Genomic DNA, 18,935 nt, shown 5'->3' with positions numbered 1-18,935 from the left:
CTAAGATCAGGGACGACTTTCACCGCGGTACCACCCAAATTATGCTTTGCATCACTCTCATGGATATCGGCATGACCCGCGGCCAGAATTCATTGAGCTGTAATTCGTGCTATCAGGTGGAACGGTTTGCAGCAACCACCGTTTTTCTGAAAGCCTACCTAGATAACACTACTGCGACTCAGCTGGTAAATTTTATAGCTCAAATTTTAACACATGCACGCTATTTGTACAGAGGCAGTCGTTAAACTCATCCACGAAAACCGCGCGCTAACTCCCAAAAGCCTCGTTTCGGAAAATCCACCGCAAGCTTACGGATCTTGCGGCGCATCTTCCGGTGGTAAATCGGCCGGATAAGTTTTTACATCGGCATCCAAAATATCGTACGCATCCATCAATTTGCGTTCGACTCGTTCGCCTAATTCATAAGAATCCGCCACGGTCATCTTCGGATCCACCCGAATGCCGATCGTCAGCAGCACCGCATCGCCGGCATAACGCGCTTCAATGCTTTGAACCCCGAGAACTCCGGAACCTGCGTAATTGTTTGCCGATAAGCCGCAATTTTCTTGGTGTCAAACCCATCTGTCAATTCAAAAATGGCGTCACGAAGAATTGTCCAAGCGGCATATAAAATCAAAAGGCCGACCGCAATCGCTGCGCCGCCATCCAGCCACAGCCACCCAGCTTTCGCACCTAGAATGGCCAATAAAGTCCCACCGCTAGTCGCAGCATCGGAAAAACTATCTTTAGACGCTGTCCGTAAAACGCTGCTGTCCAGTTGCTTGGCGCGAATATGATTCATCAACGAAACACTCGCCATGGCCACCCCCGCAGCTAGGCTCACGTAAACCGCCAAAACACCGGGCACTTGCACTTTACCTTGGTACCATGCCTGCAAGCCATGGTAGCCATCAAGCACCACGTCCAGACCAACGACTAACATAATCAGACCTGAAAATAAGGTTGCAATCGTTTGAAATCGCCAGTGCCCAAATCGATGCTCACTGTCAGGTCGTTGCTGGGAAACTTGCAGCCCCCATAATAAGATAAGCGCCGAAGCCACACCTGTCAGATTATTCAAGCCATCTGCCGCCAATGCCCGGGAATGTGCTAATTGCGCGATCCACAATTCGGCCACTGTTAAACCACCATAAACGACCAGATTCAACGCCGCTGCATGCTGGGCACTTTTCAGACGGGCAAATCGGCGTTGTTCATCTTTTAAAATATTGCGACCAGCATCCATACTAATTCCCCCTCGTCAGAAAAGTCATTAGAGGCTATTATAAAGCAAAATTGATTTTAATCATCGTTTAAACACGTTTTTTAACGGCATCAAGCGCTTTCTTACAAAACTTTTACATAGGAATAACCTGTTATTTGCATTAGCCATGGTTCACGCTGAACAATACGACTTTTGTCACACTTGGGCGATCTGGCGCTTCAAGGCGTTGGTTAACCGCTCAAGCCGGGCAATTGTATCGTTTAAGGTCAAATAATAATAAACCATATTGCCTTCACGGCGGGATCCAACCATCCCAATATCTTTCAGATGTTTGAGATGATGCGAGGTAGCTGGCTGCGATAATCCGATTGCATCAGCCAGATCATTAACACTAACGCCTACGTGATTATCGGCCGCACCGAGAATCATAATCAGCTTTTGCCGACTTGAATTGGATAAGGCATTTAAGTGGCCGATATCCTGCTTGAATTCTTTTAATGCTTCCTGTTGTGCTGAACTATATGCCGCCATAGTTGGCCTCCTCATGAATTGCGCTGAGCACACGCGGTGAATCAATTGACATTCACAACGAATAATACCTGAAATCATAACGATTGCAACAAATATGCAAACCGTTCATACTATGCATTAGGATAATCAATGACTACTTGGAGGTGCAATATGACAACGACAACAACCTTTCACGGCTTAGGTGCGGACAATACGTTAACCGTTTATGCCGATGGTGCCAACGAATTACTTAATCAAAGTGTCAGTATGATTCAGGCTTATGCGCATTTGCTATCGCTTTATGATGACGAATCGTTGCTAACCATGATTAATGCCCAGGCCGGTAAAACACCGGTCCACATTCCGGTACGACCGGTGTTTAATCTCATCGCCCAAGCAGTAGCCTGGAGCAAACGTGGTCTAGGCTACAATGCGTTAATCGGCCCGATCGTCAAGTTATGGCGAATTGGCTTTGCCGATGCGCGTGTTCCATCCGCCAGTGAAGTTAATGCAGCCCTAGCTTTAACCGACCCGAATCTAGTCGAGCTTGATTCGGAAAATCAAACCGTCTTTTTACCTAAAGAAGGAATGGTTTTGGATCTTGGCGGAATTGCCAAAGGATTTATTGTCGACCAAGTCTATGATTTATGGGATAAAACCGGGGTTGAAGGCGGCTTGATTGACTTAGGTGGCAACCAGCGCCTCGTTGGTAAAGCGGCCAGTGGCATTCCTTTGTGGCAGTGGCCAATTGCGGATCCCCGCCATCCCGGCCAGCGCAGCATTGCAACGCTGACAACCGAGCCAAAAGCCGTTGTGACAACCGGCATTTTTGAACGCCATTCAGAGATTGCCGGCAAAGAATACCACCACCTTATCGATCCTAATACCGGTTATCCGGTCGAGTCGAACATGGCCAGCATCACTGTCATTGCCGATAATGGTCTTATCGGTGACGTGTTATCTTCAGTCGGTTTCTACGCTGGCGTCCCGGCTGGTTACGATGCGATCGAAGCAGAAGGTCAGGAAGCGATTTTTGTCACCAAAGACACCCGTGTTTATCAAACTAGCGGATTACGCGAAACGCTTGCGGTGACGATGTAGATCAACCGTTTTAACTGGCGACTCAAAAAGCAGCAGCCATTTTTTGGTTGCTGCTTTTTGCGATCTCTAATTTAGCACCTCTAACAGCTACCTATAGCTACAATCCCGACTTTTTAGATAGCCTGCCAAATCACGCTTCCAGGCGGCACCATGGTTCCCATTGGCAAAAGTGACCGCAGATTAGCCGGAACGAGCTTGGCATTCGGATCTTGTAAAACCTGAGGCGAGCAGGTGGGGTTGGCTAAGACGACCAACGTCTGGGCCTCGTTTTGCCGGACAAAGCCGAGGCTGTCTTCAAACGTGAACGGGAAAAATGCTGCATCGGCTGCTAAGGCTGGTTGATCGATCCGCGTCTGTAACGCAATCTGATACATATCCAAAATGGCTTGATCTTCGTGCCCCCATGGATAAAAGGCGCGGTTGTCCGGATCCTTGCCGCCGGTTAATCCTGCCTCATCGCCATAATAAAGACAAGGTACCCCCGGCAGCCAATAAAGAAGTGACACAATCAATTGTAACTTACGCCGATCACCATTCAACACGGTCAAGATTCGCGCCGTATCATGCGTGCCAATGTTATTAAAATTAAACGCAAACGCATTGGGCGGATAGTTTTCCTTGAGCGTCATTAACTGGCGGACAAAACCGGCCGCGCTGAGTTGACCGTTGACAAAATCAATCAACATCGACCGCAACGGGTAATTCATCACGGCGTTCAGCTCGCCACCTTCAAAATACTGGCGGCGTTTGCCATAAGCCTGCTTATTCGATGCATCTTCCCAAACCTCACCGATCAAAACCCGGTCAGGAAACTGATCCAATGTCGTCCGAATTTGATGAATAAAGTCGTCAGTCAGCTCATCGGCGACATCCAAACGCCAGCCATCCACGCCCAGATCGGTCCAATAACTGATCACCGAATCTTTTTTAGCGGCAATAAAATTGTGAAAATCCTGATTGTCTTTATTAATCGCCGGGAGGTCTTTAACCCCCCACCAGCTGTTATAGTCATCAGGAAATCTTTTAAATGAAAACCACGATGCGTACGGTGAATCCAGACTGTTCGCCGCACCAACATCGTCATATTCGTTCACGGCATTGAAATACCGGCTGTCGGCACCGACATGATTGAACACACCATCCAGAATCACATGCATCCCCAGCTGATGAGCCGCCGCCAGAAACTGCTTGAAATCATGCAATGTACCTAACACTTCATCAATCGCATAATAATCACCGGTATCATAGCGGTGATTGCTACGCGCCTGAAAAATTGGACTCAGATAAAGCGCATTAATCCCCCGTGCAGCTAACAGCGGCAATTTTTGCTGAATACCGGTTAAGTTACCACCATAAAAATCCCAGCGCAACACTTCGCCATTGGTACCGCGAATATACATTGGCCGATCCGACTGGCGCCCATAGATAAAAGAATTGGCTTTCGGTGCGTTGACGTGGCCATCCGCATTCCCGTTATTAAACCGGTCCACGAAAATATGATAAAACCGCGCATGCCGATACCATTCCGGCACTGGGTCAAACTCATTGACCACGGTCAGCTGATAACTGTTCACATCGGCATTTTCCGGATAAACCTGCCCGATCCCGCCAAAACCGCCATCAACCGCACCAAAGCGTTGGCGGCCTTCATCGGTTTGCAGTTCAAAATGGTAAAACCATAAACCAGCCGTCTGCGGGGCAAAACTCACCGTATAACCATTCGGGCTTTTGGTCATTGGCAATGTCTCGGTTTGATCCCCGCGCCCATCCGGCATGATAATCAGCGAGGCTTGCGTCACCGCACCGTCAGCTTTAGCCGTGAAATGAATCGTTGTTGCTTTCCGAACTGCCCCAAAAGGCTGCCGATCGGTGAATGAATCAAATTGAAACATCTTTTTCCTCCATGTGACGCATCAGTTGCCCAAGCCATCATCTTCTGGCGTTTGCGGGACCACATGCCAAATATCGTGACCATAGCGCTGAACCGTAAAGTCTGCGGAAAAGCGCCCACTTTCTGCAATGTTCACCAACGCCTTCTTCGCCCAGGCTTGCGGCTGTTGATACAAGGCATCCAGCTTGGCATTAGCGGCTAAATAACTTTCAAAGTCAGCTAACACAAAATATTCATCGTTATACGTCAGCAAGGAATTGAAAATATCGCGGCCTTCCGTTTCAATTCCCGGAATCTGACCATTAACCAGCATATCCAACACCGCATGCAACCGCGGATCCTTTTCATAAAAGTCGCGGGCCCGGTAATCACCGCGCCGATAATAACCGGCAATCTCGTCTTCGGTTAAGCCGAAAATTTCGATGTTATCATCGCCCACCGCATTTTTAATCTCGATGTTGGCCCCATCCAGAGTTGCTAAGGTTAACGCACCGGCACTCATGAGCTTCATGTTACTGGTGCCACTGGCTTCTTTCCCAGCTGTGGAAATCTGTTCGGAGATATCAGCAGCAGGGATAATCTTTTCAGCCATCGTCACACCGTAGTTAGGTAAGAAAACGACTTGCAAATAAGGGCTGACTTCCGGATCACCGTTCACCATATCCGCTACCGCATTCATAACCTTGATGATCTCTTTAGCATACACATAACTGGGTGCGGCCTTGGCTCCGAAAATATGCAGGCGTTTCGGTCGTTTTTCACCGCGTTTAAGCGCTAAATACGCATCTAAAATTCCTAATACATGTAAAAGCTGGCGTTTATAAGCATGCAGCCGTTTAATCTGCACATCGAAAATAGCATCCGGGTCAACCTTAACGTGCACGGTTTGATCGATGTACTTAGCCAATGCCCGTTTATTTTCGGCTTTAGCGGCATTCAGGTCGGACAAAAAGTGCGGATCATCGCTGAAATCATGTAACTTCCGCAATGCCAACGGATTTTTCCGCCAGGTAGTGCCAATTTTTTTATCCAGTAAGTGCGCCAGCGGACGGTCGCCGATTTGAATCCAGCGCCGTGGGGTAATGCCATTGGTCTTATTATTGAACCGCTCCGGAAAAATCTCGAACAGGTCGTGCAAAACATCTTTTTTCAATAACTCACTATGGATCGGGGCCACGCCGTTGATCGCGTGGGAGCCAATGGTTGCTAAGTAAGCCATCCGTACCTGCCCGTTACCTAAAGGAGCAATACGATCAATCATGGCTTGCCCAAACTGCGGAACAAAGGCCAGACGGAAGCGCCGATCGATTTCCTGAACGATTTGATAAATCCGCGGCAACAGACCACTGAACATATCAATCGGCCAGACTTCAAGTGCTTCGGATAGCAACGTATGGTTGGTGTAACTCATAACCTTTAATGTAATCCGCCATGCCTCGTTCCAACTGACATGTTCATCATCCATCAAAACCCGCATCAACTCAGGAATCGCCATCGCCGGGTGGGTGTCATTAATATGAATCGCAACCCGATCGGCAAACCCCGCCATGCTGTTGTGCGTCCGCCGGTAATGACGAACAATACTCTGAATTCCGGCACTGGTGAAGAAATACTCTTGGCGCAACCGCAATTCTTTTCCGGCATTGTCAGAGTCATCCGGATACAGGATCTGGGTGATTTGATTGATGCGTTCTTTTTGTTCCAAGGTAAACCGCGAGCCGGCATTAATCGGCGCTTCAGCGGACCATAGCCGCAGATTGTTCACGACGCCATTGTGATACCCGACCATGGCAACATCATAAGGCACGGCTAGCACATCGTCAGTTTGGTGATAGATCACCCGCAAATTACCGCTGCGACTTGGTTTTAATTCCACCCAGCCGCCGAATTTAATCGTGACCGCCCGATTTTCCTTGCGCGTCTCCCATGGGAACCCATTGCGCATCCAATCATCTGGCAGTTCAACTTGATAACCGTTAACAAAGGCTTGTTTAAATAACCCATATTGATAGCGAATGCCATTGCCATTGCCGGCCATCCCCACACTGGCCATCGCATCCATGAACGCCGACGCTAATCGTCCCAGCCCACCGTTGCCTAACCCAGGATCCGCCTCGGCATCAAAAATCTTCTGCGGATGCAAGTCCAAGGCATGTAACCCTGCCTCAACCGCATCCAAAATACCCAGATTCAGCAAATTAGACTGCAACAGCCGACCCGGTAAAAACTCGATTGAAAAGTAATAAACCTGTTTGGTCTCTTCTTGATCATACCGCTTCTTGGTGTCAGCCCAAGGTTGGGCAATGTATGTCCGCGTCAACAAGGCCAATGCCTGATAAAGCTGTTGTGAAGATAGGTCTTCAAGCGGTGCCGCATACATTTTCAAGGCCATGTCTTTAAAGTCTGCGATGAATTGTTCCTTTGTTAATGCCATCAAATATACACCTCATCAAAATTAAACCATCGCAACCATTTTGGCGAACATGAACAACGAGGTCTCATCGAATGTCCGATCCGCAGCTAAGACGAAATGCCGTCTTGTCGGCTGCGACTTTCATTCGACATGACCTCGCGATGACACTCATGCTTTACCTAGGATGCGATTATACCCCTTCAAGTAAGCCGCCGCCGAATGATGCCAATCAAAGTCCATTGCCATAGCCTGTTGTTGCAGGCGGGCATAAACTTTTGGCTCATCGGAATAAACGTGCTTCGCCATGCACAGAATCTTGGCCAACACGCCGGCATTGTAATCCCAGAAACTAAAACCGGTGCCAGCGCCAGTTTCGGCATTGTATGGCGTGACAGAATCACGCAGGCCCCCGGTTTCATGCACAATCGGTAACGTACCATAACGCATCGCCATCATCTGCGCCAATCCGCTTGGCTCAAACGCGCTTGGCATCATGAAGTAATCAGCCCCAGCATAAATTCGTTGCGCCAACGCTTCATCAAAATCAATTCGAACCGCCAGTTGCCCTGGGAAACGATCTTGCAACGACAGAAGATCCTCTTCCAAGTCGCGATCGCCGGTACCGAGGATTACGACCTGGACGTTATTTTGAACCAGGAAGTTTTCTAAGGCATCAACGAGCAAATCGGCCCCTTTTTGCCGGGTCAGCCGACTCACCATCGCAAAAAGCGGATCCGAACGTTTCGGCAGATGCATTTCTTCTTGCAAAACGCGTTTGTCTTTCGCTTTGCCTTTTAAATCCTTGGCACTGTAGTTATACGTCAAATGCGGGTCGGTTGCCGGATTGTAGACTTCATCATCAATGCCGTTCAAGATCCCGACTAATTTACCACTTTGTTTGCGTAAAGTGCCATCCAAATGCTCGCCAAATGCTGGTGATTGAATCTCCTGAGCATAACTAGGGCTAACGGTCGAAACCAGATCAGCAAAGTTAATCCCGCCTTTTAGCCAGTTCACCGAGCCGTCCTGGGCAAAGCCGTCATCATTAAAGCTTTGCCGCCCGATACCAAACACCGTGTCCAGAATCGACGGCGGAAACCACCCTTGAAATTGCAGATTATGAATGGTTAGCTGCGTTTTAATCGCTTGATAAGGTTGAATCCAGCCATATTTTTCTTTCAATAGCACCGGAATGAACGCTGTGTGCCAGTCATTGGCATGAATGATATCGGGAATCCACTCAATCACCTGCAGCATTTCAATCACGGCCATTTGGAAAAAGCCAAACCGACCGCCGTCATCCCAATAACCGTATAAGCCGTCACGATCAAAATATTGTCGGTTATCAATCAGATAATAGGTGACATCGCCTAGTTTAATTGTTTTAAGGCCGACATAAACCGGTTGTCCGCCTATTTCAATCGTAAAATGGGTCAGATTTTTGACTTTAGGCAAATACTTCGCTGGAAATTTGCGTTCGTAAAAAGGAATTGCCACCCGAATGTCAACGCCTTGTTTCTTAATGGCTTTAGGCAATGCATAGGTAACATCGCCTAAGCCCCCGGTTTTATAAAACGGCGCGCTTTCGGCTGCGGTAAAAAGTACTTTAAGCACGGGCCGTCACCCCCTGGCCATCTGGTTGAAAGACTTTCTGATTCTTGGCAAACACTAATGGTTCTTCCGGTGTGCCTTCCAAAGCCAGATTCGGTCCAATGATAACACCTTTGTCTAAAATTGCGTATTTCACGCTGGAACCGGTCCCGATCTTGGTGCCTTGCATCACAATACTGTGATCCACCAAGGCATCGCGATGAATATGCACATTCCGGAAAAGAATCGAATGATTGACTTCTCCTTCAATAAAATCACCGGTCCCTAACAAACTGTTGGCAACATGGGATTCGGTTGAGAAAAATGTCGGGATTTCGTTCTTATTCTTGGTTTCAATCGAGTTAGCACTATATAACAAGGCTTGGTAGTTTTGGTCTTCTAACATGCTCATGTTGGCGTCAAAGTAACGCTTGATCGTATTGAGTTTGGCCAAAAAGCCGGTATATTCAAACGCGTTGGCATTGTTTTGCAAAACCGCTTCCCGCATAATCTGTGGCAGACGTTTAAAAGTCGGCGCTTCCGAAGAATCGGTGAGCAAATCAATCAAGTCAATCGTGCCGATCAGGTAAATATCCATGAACGCCGGAATCTTGCCTTCTTTAAGGTGGCCCCGATTCTCCGCGGCCGGAACAACCGAGCTTGCGGTTCCCAATTCGGTCATATCCAAAGTCAGGTCTTCCGGTTGCATGGCGGCTTCCGGCAGATTCTTATACACCGCCGTTACCGGACTTTCACCAGCTTGATGGTATGCCACAATCGCATCAATATCGACATTGGCGACATTTTGGGTTCCCATGATAATGGTATATTGAGCGCTGCTTTTACGCAGAAACTGAAGATAATCGTCAAAATACCGTGCCCGCAGCTGCGGATCTTCATAATCGCGGCCAGCCATGTACGGATACGTGAAAACACCACCTGTTATCTGGTCCATATTCCAGGTTGAGCCGCTGCGGATATGATCCGTGACACTGCGACCCGACTTGGGCAGGAAAATCGCCACACTGCGGACATTTGCATGATCCAATGACGACAGCGGAAAATCAATGAGACGATAACGCCCAGCAAATGGCAGCGTTCCAATCGGGCGGGCTGCTGTCAATGGCTGAATTTGGTCATCTTTTTCATTCAGATCAATGATTGCTGCTAAATCGCCTTTTCTCATTCTTTTTCAGTCCTTCCTAGAACTTCCCCATAACCAACAACACTAATTTCGTCCGGTTTGCCAATCACCTTACCGTTATCACCGATGATCGCATTCTCACCAACAATCGCATGATCCACAGTGACATTCTTGCCGATCACGGCGTTTGGCATGATCATGCTGTCTTTGATCACGGAACCTTCGCCAATCTTGACATTCTGGCTCAGGATACTGTGCTCAATGGCACCGGCAACATAGCAGCCATCCACAATCATGGAGCCTGATACTTTTGCGGTCTTGGTTAAAAACATTGGCGGCAAAGCTTCATTTTGGCTGAAAATCCGCCAGTTGCGATTGCCGATGTTCAATGGATTATTCGGATTCAAGAATTCCATGTTGGCTTCCCACAGACTCTGAATCGTCCCGACATCTTTCCAATAACCACGGAACGCATACGCATAGCTGGCTTCGTTATGGGTCAGGTAGGCTGGGATGACATCGTGCCCAAAGTCTTCCATCGCCCCATCAGTCGCATAGCTTTCAGTCAAATACTGTTTAAGGGTTGGCCAGTTGAAAATGTAAATCCCCATTGAAGCCAAGTTGCTCTTAGGCTTAGCTGGCTTTTCTTCAAATTCGATAATCCGATCCGTGTCATCGGTGTTCATAATTCCAAACCGCTTGGCTTCGTCTTTGGCAACCGGCATAACCGCCACGGTCAATGAGGCTTTTTTGGCCTTGTGGTAATCCAACATGGCCTGATAATCCATTTTATAAATATGATCACCGGATAGAATCAGTAGATATTGCGGATTATAAGAATCGATATACGCAATATTTTGATAAATCGCGTGCGCTGTACCTTCAAAGAACTTTTCGCCTTCACTTGACGCGTATGGCTGCAGAATCGTAACCCCGGCGCCACGCTCGTTGAGTCCCCAGCTCGCCCCGTTTTGAATATGCCGATTCAATTCAAGCGGTTGATACTGGGTAATGACACCTGCCGTATTCACCCCTGAATTAGCCAAGTTACTTAAGGTGAAATCAATAATCCGATAGCGACCTCCAAAAGGTACCGAGGGCTTGGCAGTGGTTTTGGTTAGTTTACCCAACCGTGTGCCTTGACCCCCAGCGAGAATGATACCTAACATTTCAGTACTCATGATGACGGCGCAACTTGCGCCTTCCCCCCTCACTTCTTCTTATGCTTCTTAACAATCAGGTCTTTTTTCACCGGTTGCGTTCGGGCAGGCGCCGTCCCCCAATCGCGTTGATGACTGATGGCCGGTCGTTCCTGATTTGAAATTGCCAGTGGCGGCTGCTTTCCGGAAAGTGCGGCTGGCCGCTGATGGTGCTTGGTCGCCAACTTTTTAGGCAACGGCTGCAGTTTTTTGGGAACAATTAGTAACGCGCCCATTGCTGGCAAAATCACATCTAACCAAGCCGGCTCGCCGTATTGATCACCTAGCTGGGCGGTTAAAGTCGCCTGCCACTTGGTCCAGGTACCGCCAAAATCAAGGCTTTCCGTATTTAAAAGAATCGTGTACGTGCCCAAGCTTGGGACTGGCACGCGGAAGTGGTCTTTTTGCACCGGGACAAAATTTAACGCAACCACCGTGAAGTCATCTTTTTGCTTGCCATAACGGATGTAACTCATGACATCCGGTTCATCCGCCATTGTGATCTTAATGCCAAGTGGTTCATGATCCTGTTGCCAAAGACTCGGTCGGTTTGTATAGATATGATTCAGCGTTTTCGTAAAGGTTTGCATTTTATGGTTCATCGGGTCTTTCAAATCAACCCACTCAAGCTCGCTCCAGTCACGCCATTCAAGGAATTGACCCCATTCACTGCCCATGAATAATAGCTTTTTCCCCGGAAACGTCATTTGCCACACGTACATGGTGCGTAGATTGGCAAACTGGTTGTACCGATCGCCAGGCATCTTGTGCATCAGGCTCTTCTTCCCGTGAACGACTTCATCGTGGGAAAACGGTAAAACGAACTGTTCGTTATACATATACATAAATGAAAACGTCAATAAATTCATATCACTGTGGCGATAAACCGGATCTTCTTCAAAGAACTTCAGCGTATCGTTCATCCAGCCCATGTTCCATTTGTAATTGAACCCTAGGCCACCGATATTAATCGGCGCTGACACCTTAGGATAGGCTGAACTTTCCTCCGCCATCATCAAAACATCCGGATGCTTGGCAAACACCTTCGTATTCAGCTGCTTCAAAAAGGCAATGCCCTCAAGATTATCGCGGCCGCCAAACCGATTGCGATCATTTTCTTTGCCGGCGTCATAATCCATGTACAGCATATTCGAAACCGCATCAACACGCAGCCCATCAAGATGACAATGATCAAGCCAATACATCGCGCTGGAAATCAGAAAACTTTGCACTTGTGCTTTGCCTAAATCAAAATTCCAGGTTCCCCAGCGAACATTTTCGGCGCGGTGCGGATCGGTATATTCAAACGTTGGGGTACCATCGAATTGAGCGAGCATATCGGTATTTTTAATGAAATGTCCTGGCACCCAATCCATGATGATGCCCAACCCGGCCACATGAGCAGCATCGACAAACCTGAGGAAATCTGCCGGGTCGCCAAAACGGCTTGTCGGGGCAAAGTAACCCATCAGCTGATAGCCCCATGAAGCGTCAAGCGGATGCTCCATCAACGGCAAAAACTCAATATGGGTATACCCCAATTCCTTAACGTAAGGAATCAGCTTATCAATCGCATCTTGATAGGTCATATACCCGCCATCCGGACCGGCGTGCGTGTCGCGGATAAAAGAACCTAAATGCACCTCATAAATTGCCAGGGGCTCAGCATATGGCCGCCACTTACTGCGTTTGCTTAGCCACGAATCGTCATGCCATTTGATTCGCGGAATATCAAGCAGTCGGGCAGCACTGCCTGGCTTACGTTCAAATCCAAACCCATATGGATCAATCTTTTCATGTGTGGCCCCATCCGGACCGACCACCTTGTACTTATACAACTGTCCTTTCTGGGCTGCGAGTTCGCCGTACCAACAGCCGGTTTCTCCTTGCCGGGTCAGCGGACTGCCGCGCCAATCGTTAAAATCGCCGACAACTTTAATCTGTTGGGCATGTGGCGCCCAGACGAGAAACGACCATTTGCCAGGTGAAACTTCATGGGCACCAAACCGATTGTAACTTTGAAAATCCTGCCCTGAGTTGAAGAGGTATAACCAATCTTTTAATCCTTGGATCATGATCACTCCCCCAATCACATCATCCGACTCGTTGCATGTGGTTCAAGCATCACGAATATTTCCTTCCGCCACAAGTGTAACAGCACGACCATGAAAAGGCTCAAGAAACGCTCACCGGATCACTTTTTTTAAATCTGACCACTCTTGCTGCCAAGAGGAATATAATCCTCCTCGCCGTTAATTGTAACCGCTTTCGGAAAATATTAACAGTAAATACAATTTTTTTGGTTGAGTTATTTGTGAGAATAATCTAACATATAGGCTATATTATTTAATGAAAACACAATGTTTTCTAAACCGATCTCGGGATTTGTCAATCTTGTGTTTTAACCCACGCAACCACCCACTGGAGGGATGACGATGAGCGTCGATATTGATTGGAACAATCTAGGATTTGATTACATGCAACTGCCTTATCGGTATGTTGCCCACTGGAAAGATGGCGCTTGGGATGACGGCACTTTATCAAGTGATCCCAACTTAACTTTGAATGAAGGTTCGCCAATTTTACATTATGGGCAAGGTGCTTTTGAAGGACTCAAGGCTTATCGCACCAAATCAGGAGGCATTCAGCTTTTCCGTCCGGATCAAAATGCCCACCGTCTGCACAACTCAGCAGAAAAACTTTTAATGCCACCGTTTCCTGAAGATCGCTTCATTGAGGCGGTCAAACAAGTCGTTGCCGCTAACCATGAATACGTACCGCCATATGGCACCGGCGCAACTTTATACTTACGTCCCATGTTAATTGGCGTTGGCCCTAATATTGGCGTTGCCCCCGCCAAAGAATATATCTTTGATGTTTTCGCGATGCCGGTTGGTCCTTATTTTAAAGGCGGCATGGTGCCAACCAAGTTTGTGGTGGCCGATCAACATGACCGTGCTGCTCACTACGGCACCGGTCAGGCTAAAGTCGGTGGTAACTATGCGGCCTCGCTACAAGCCGGAAAGTTTGCCCATGAACATGGTTATGGCGATGCGATTTACCTTGACCCGATCGAACATAAATATATTGAAGAAGTGGGTTCAGCTAACTTTTTCGGTATCTCTAAGGACGGTAAAACCCTTAAAACACCGAAATCCCCTTCGATTCTGCCAAGTATTACCAAATACTCAATCTTGGCGCTGGCACATGATCGCTTCGGCATGAAAACCGAAGAAACCAAGATTGCCATTACCGATTTAGACCAGTTTGGTGAAGCAGGCGCGTGCGGAACTGCAGCGGTCATTACGCCTATCGCCAGCATCACATACAACGATCACGAACATGTCTTTTATTCCGAAACCGAAGTCGGCCCACATACTCAGGCGATTTATAACGAACTCACGGGTATTCAGTTTGGCGACGTCCCTGCACCAGACGGCTGGATTGTCAATGTACCCGTTGATTAAAGCAAACGTCACGCACCGATTTCAAACTGCAAATTAAAAGCAGCTGTCAACGCATCTTCATGCGCTGGCAGCTGCTTTTGTATTGCCATTGATATCGCGATCTTTCTTCTAAAACTCATCCAAACAAACTGACGATTTTGATTCACACCTGTTAGCGAGCAAAGGCAATTAAGCGCCAATAATCACCAACACAAGTCTGGAGCGTAATGCGCTGACCGCCACCTGTACCGGTAATTTCATTCCAAAGATCCTGACCGTCAGCTGTAACGGCTTCAGGCGAAACCTGAACTAACCGATAAACGTGATACGTGCGCGGACTTCCGGCGGCATCGGTCACCGTAATTGGCGAACCGATACCAAGCGAAAGCATCGCAGCAAACGCTCCGGGATTATGCCCGATAAAGTGCGTATTCTGCCCACTGACGTTGCTGTAGTTTGCCTGACCGCCCCAAGTTGCGGCACCGTTCATTGGCGCGGCGTCCATACTTTCATTACCAATAATGTACGGAACGGTGACCCCGGCAAACATTAATACCCGACTCGCATAAGCTGCTGCCGGTTTCGCCGGTTGTGCTTGCGGCTGAGCGGTTGGTTGAGTTGCTGATTGGTTCGTGACGGCTGATGCGGTTTTAGCTGGTGCCGCTGCAACAGTAAATTGCGCGGTTGATGTGCCAGCGGTTGCGGTTCCGGCTGACGCATTTGAAGCGGATGCAGCGGAACTTGTTGATGAAGCGGTCTGATTGGTTGCCGGCGCGCTAACAGCACTTGGTTGACTTACTTTTGTCTGGCCGGATGGTGTTGGGTCAGACGATTTAACGACTGCTTGACCTGAGCGAACACTCCAACTAGGATGCGCTGCCGCCTGAACTTTTTCTGGCGTCACCGCAGCGGTTGCTCTGAGTAAATCGCTCGATGTGCTTACATCATTAGCTTTCTCCCTTGTGCTGGTGCGCAATCCGGCCAAGTCTCGGCTCTGAATTGTATGACTGACTGTGGTCGTACCAAACAGCCCGCCCAATACAAGAGCGAAAGTGATCAGACTTCTGCGAAACATATAGACTCCCCCAGTCCATATTGCAAAATGACTTACCACACTATTAACTTCGAGATGGCCATCTCTTGATTTAGATTATGCACAATTTAATGAAGCAGGTAAACAAATATGCTTACTTTTAAAAAGTAGATTTTGTTATTTATAATCAGGATAATACTTGATGATAAGCAGTTTCCGTTTTTTAAAACCAAATTATCAAAGGAATCTTTTTAAAAGTTGGTTTACAGCATTTTATAAATATCGTTATTTTTAGGCCTTGATCAGCGCGCTTATCCCCGTCATTTCAACAAAAAAGCCCAGTGAACAAAACACGTCACTGAGCAATTTATCATGATGGTTAACCTTTAAAAATTCGAAAAACCGATTAGCAGCTCAAATACTACCACCATGAACTTCAGTCGCAGCTACGGTCAGAATAAAGGCGTCGGGATCAATACCATGAATCAGTTCAATCAGGTGCCGGAAATCGCTTTGCTCAACGACGACCATCAACATCTCCCTGTTTTCATCTGAAAAGCCGCCGACAACCGGTTGCACCGTTAAACCGTGCGGCGTTTCGTCGCGAATCCGCTGTTTCAACATATCCAGTTGATCGCTCATGATGTAAACGGCTTTTTTACGGTCAAAGCCGGTTTCGACATAATTCATGACCAGACTCGTAATCGTGAGTGCAAATACGGCAAGAATAAAGGCCTCAACACCTGACACCGGAATATTGAAGAGCGAAACGATGACATCCGTGATCAGTAACATAATAGACGGCTTCAAGCCAAAATATTTCTTGAAAATTAGCGGCGGTACCGTCGTTCCACCGCTGGAAGCATCCATTTGGTAAAGCAATCCGACCCCAAAAGCAAATACCACACTACCGACAATAATGGCCAATAGCCGATCGGTCACAAGGTTAATCTCAGGCGTGATCCACAAAAGTAATGGCAGCATGAAACTGCCGAAAAGAATGCGTTTTAAGGTGCTGCGATCGAGGAAAAACCATGCTAGCCCTAGCATCAGCAGATTAACAGCCATGGTGGTTAAGCCAACTTGAATCCCGGCCACTTCCTGAACCAGAATCGCGATCCCGGTTGCGCCACCAGCAGCCACTGCATGCGGGGCGTAAAACATATTGATACTCACCGCAATAAGCGCAAGCGCCGCCATGATCCACAGCCATTTCAGCACCGGATGTCGCATCGTTTTTTGCATCAAGCCACCCTTTCTATGGTTATCCATGTTTCTAACTTATTATGTTAATAACTATACGGGATAAAATGCTTGCTGACAAACAACGCTCATTTTAAAACCGTGGTTAGTCACCATTGCGTAACTCAGCAAGGCGCCGTTTTAACACCTCCACCTCAGCCTGTAGCGCGGTGCCAATATCGGTTTCTGCCACGGTGCGGCGCCGTGCCTCCGTTTCAACAACTCGGCGCGTGGAAATAATGTCGGTTAAATTGGCAATCGCATCGGCCTTGGTTGTAAACGGCTGATGGGTGACCAGCTGCATGCCATACGAATTATCCAACAAAGTATACCCGCCAATACCGGTTGTCTTTTGGTAAGGCTTTGAAAATCCGCCGTCAATGACAATCATTTTGTTATTCGCCATGATTGGATCGGTTCCTTTTTTAACCGGCGTATGACCATTAATCACGTGACCGACTTCCGGATCAAGCACAAACTCACGCAGAATTTTTTTGATGAAATCAGGATCCTTGCGCAAGTGATAATAAGCATTACGGCCTTCTGCATGCGTCGCGGGATCCTTGATAAAGTACCGCTCAAATGTGGTCATGTCGTGCTTGCCAAAAAGCGGCGAATTCGGACCGGTCCACAGATACCATAGCAAATCAGTCGCCAAGTCTGCTTTTTCCGTGGGCTGACTGTAGGCGAGGCGCAAATTGGCTTCCAGCATGTCAAACAACTGCCGGCCTGTATAAGTCGTGCCTTCAATCGTTAAACCAATGAAATTGCCATCTTCATCAACCGGCACGCACCCGTGTAACAGCAAATTGCGATTATACCGCAGATACATACTGCCGCGATCCATCAAAAAATCCATATGGCGATGCAACTTTTCCGAATGGGTGAACGACTCGACTAAGGAATCAATGACCTCCTGCTCTTCCGGCAACAGTCGGTAAGGATCAGCCGGGTCAACCGTCGCAAAACAGCCATTGGTGATGGGATAAGTATGCCCATTCAACTGAATCGTGGAAAAATCCGCGGCTAACTTGTCCAGCAATAACCGATGATCCATTTCAAATTCAGGACGCCGCTTGATGGCCGGGCCTTCAAGTTTGAACTGAATCATGGCAATTGCCTGATGAATCTGGGTGATTTGTAACCGTTCCGCCTCGGTAATTGGCCGATCCGAGCGCCCCATTTTAGGCGAAAAGGCCGGATTATCCTGATAATATTGTTCCGCCAAGCGTGCTAAATGGCGCAAATTAATCCCATAAACATCTTCAAGAATGCTCAGGTTGTTGTACCGGGCTGAAATCCGCACCAGATTGGCAATACACAACGCCGAACCAGCTGCACCGCCGATCCATAAAATATCATGATTGCCCCACTGAATATCCACCGAATGTCGCTGATCACGCTTGATCAAACTCTCAACCACCTGATCCGGCGCCGGCCCCCGATCATAAATATCACCCACAATGTGAAAATGATCGACCGTCAGCCGCTGAATTGTCCGACACGTCGCCTCAATCCACTCATCGGCCTGCTCCAAAACAATCAAGTTGCGAATAATCTGCCAATAATAAGCCAGCTTATCAGGCGTGTCCGCATCGTTATACAGCAGCTCTTCGGTAATATAAACAAACTCCGGCGCCATCGCCTTACGCACTTTCGAACGGGTATATTTAGTCGCGGTAAACGCCAGCAAGCGAATCAACCGGCGAAAAGTGGTCAGATACCACTGCTGCAAATCATCCCCTTGCAGCTCCTGATGAATCGCAGTCAACCGTTCCGACGGGTAATACACCAAAAAAGCAAACCGCTGCAAAGTCGTCTCGGTCATCTCATCCCGAAAACATGAACGTATCTTGCTCTTCACATTACCGCTGCCATTGCGCAGAACATGCTGAAACGCATTATATTCCCCGTGAATATCGCTCATAAACGCCTCTGTTGGCTTGGGCAGGTTCAAAATCGCCTCCAAGTTGATGATCTCGGTGGCAATGGCCGGAACCGTTTGATACTTGGCCGTCAATTCACTGTACAAATCCATGATGCAGCTCCCTTTCGCATAGACCAATTTTTGACTCATGGCAATATGATAGCATAATTCCGGCTTTTGTATACGGTTTCAACATTTTTCAAGAAAATCATAA

Annotated in this window: 12 protein-coding genes and 1 pseudogene; 2 read left to right on the top strand and 11 right to left on the bottom strand. The window is 47.9% G+C overall.

All coding sequences use genetic code 11. The features are described 5' to 3' along the window. Positions 1 to 308: 308 nt before the first annotated feature. Both ACWP87_RS12085 and ACWP87_RS12080 read right to left on the bottom strand, forming a co-directional pair. A pseudogene (locus ACWP87_RS12085) lies at positions 309 to 1,246 on the bottom strand (cation diffusion facilitator family transporter). Positions 1,247 to 1,420: 174 nt separating this feature from the next. Continuing rightward, positions 1,421 to 1,756 (bottom strand): ArsR/SmtB family transcription factor, encoded by a 336-nt coding sequence (locus tag ACWP87_RS12080; protein ID WP_014569843.1) that lies wholly within the window; start codon positions 1,754 to 1,756, stop codon positions 1,421 to 1,423. A 150-nt stretch (positions 1,757 to 1,906) separates the two neighbouring features. On the opposite strand from ACWP87_RS12080, the gene ACWP87_RS12075 reads away from it, so the two are divergent. Beyond that, the gene (locus tag ACWP87_RS12075; RefSeq protein ID WP_005712897.1) at positions 1,907 to 2,836 is read left to right on the top strand and encodes an FAD:protein FMN transferase; all 930 of its coding nucleotides are present in this window, start codon (positions 1,907 to 1,909) and stop codon (positions 2,834 to 2,836) included. Between the two features lie 113 nt (positions 2,837 to 2,949). On the opposite strand, the gene ACWP87_RS12070 is transcribed toward ACWP87_RS12075, so the two are convergent. From ACWP87_RS12070 to glgB, 6 genes are all read right to left on the bottom strand, one after another. Continuing rightward, a complete protein-coding gene (locus ACWP87_RS12070) occupies positions 2,950 to 4,728 on the bottom strand; it encodes a glycoside hydrolase family 13 protein (RefSeq protein WP_005692830.1) in 1,779 nt (592 codons plus the stop codon). Between the two features lie 21 nt (positions 4,729 to 4,749). Then, positions 4,750 to 7,161 carry a glycogen/starch/alpha-glucan phosphorylase gene (locus ACWP87_RS12065; protein ID WP_014569844.1) on the bottom strand — a complete coding sequence of 804 codons (2,412 nt, stop codon included), beginning with the start codon at positions 7,159 to 7,161 and terminating at the stop codon, positions 4,750 to 4,752. Between the two features lie 147 nt (positions 7,162 to 7,308). After that, positions 7,309 to 8,754 carry a glycogen synthase GlgA gene (glgA, locus tag ACWP87_RS12060; RefSeq protein ID WP_005692826.1) on the bottom strand — a complete coding sequence of 482 codons (1,446 nt, stop codon included), beginning with the start codon at positions 8,752 to 8,754 and terminating at the stop codon, positions 7,309 to 7,311. Beyond that, positions 8,747 to 9,916, bottom strand: a complete 1,170-nt coding sequence (glgD, locus tag ACWP87_RS12055; RefSeq protein WP_014569845.1) for a glucose-1-phosphate adenylyltransferase subunit GlgD — start codon at positions 9,914 to 9,916, stop codon at positions 8,747 to 8,749. The genes glgA and glgD overlap by 8 nt, the downstream gene beginning before the upstream one ends. Then, positions 9,913 to 11,055 (bottom strand): glucose-1-phosphate adenylyltransferase, encoded by a 1,143-nt coding sequence (locus ACWP87_RS12050; RefSeq protein ID WP_005687169.1) that lies wholly within the window; start codon positions 11,053 to 11,055, stop codon positions 9,913 to 9,915. The genes glgD and ACWP87_RS12050 overlap by 4 nt, the downstream gene beginning before the upstream one ends. A gap of 29 nt (positions 11,056 to 11,084) precedes the next feature. Next, positions 11,085 to 13,148, bottom strand: coding sequence for a 1,4-alpha-glucan branching protein GlgB (gene glgB / locus ACWP87_RS12045; RefSeq protein ID WP_014569846.1), 2,064 nt, complete (start codon positions 13,146 to 13,148; stop codon positions 11,085 to 11,087). A gap of 360 nt (positions 13,149 to 13,508) precedes the next feature. On the opposite strand from glgB, the gene ACWP87_RS12040 reads away from it, so the two are divergent. Beyond that, entirely contained in the window at positions 13,509 to 14,540 is a 1,032-nt protein-coding gene (locus ACWP87_RS12040; protein WP_014569847.1) for a branched-chain amino acid aminotransferase, read from the top strand. A 151-nt stretch (positions 14,541 to 14,691) separates the two neighbouring features. On the opposite strand, the gene ACWP87_RS12035 is transcribed toward ACWP87_RS12040, so the two are convergent. From ACWP87_RS12035 to ACWP87_RS12025, 3 genes are all read right to left on the bottom strand, one after another. After that, positions 14,692 to 15,594, bottom strand: coding sequence for a sortase domain-containing protein (locus ACWP87_RS12035; protein ID WP_005692818.1), 903 nt, complete (start codon positions 15,592 to 15,594; stop codon positions 14,692 to 14,694). 372 nt (positions 15,595 to 15,966) lie between these two features. Next, complete coding sequence (locus ACWP87_RS12030) at positions 15,967 to 16,797, bottom strand: YitT family protein (protein ID WP_014569848.1); 831 nt, start codon at positions 16,795 to 16,797, stop codon at positions 15,967 to 15,969. 103 nt (positions 16,798 to 16,900) lie between these two features. Beyond that, positions 16,901 to 18,832 (bottom strand): fructose-bisphosphatase class III, encoded by a 1,932-nt coding sequence (locus tag ACWP87_RS12025; protein ID WP_014569849.1) that lies wholly within the window; start codon positions 18,830 to 18,832, stop codon positions 16,901 to 16,903. Positions 18,833 to 18,935: the final 103 nt, after the last annotated feature.

It is taken from the genome of Lacticaseibacillus sp. 22 (assembly GCF_055413445.1).
Note: the sequence above shows the minus strand (reverse complement) of the source record. Positions and strands in the feature narration are given on the sequence as shown.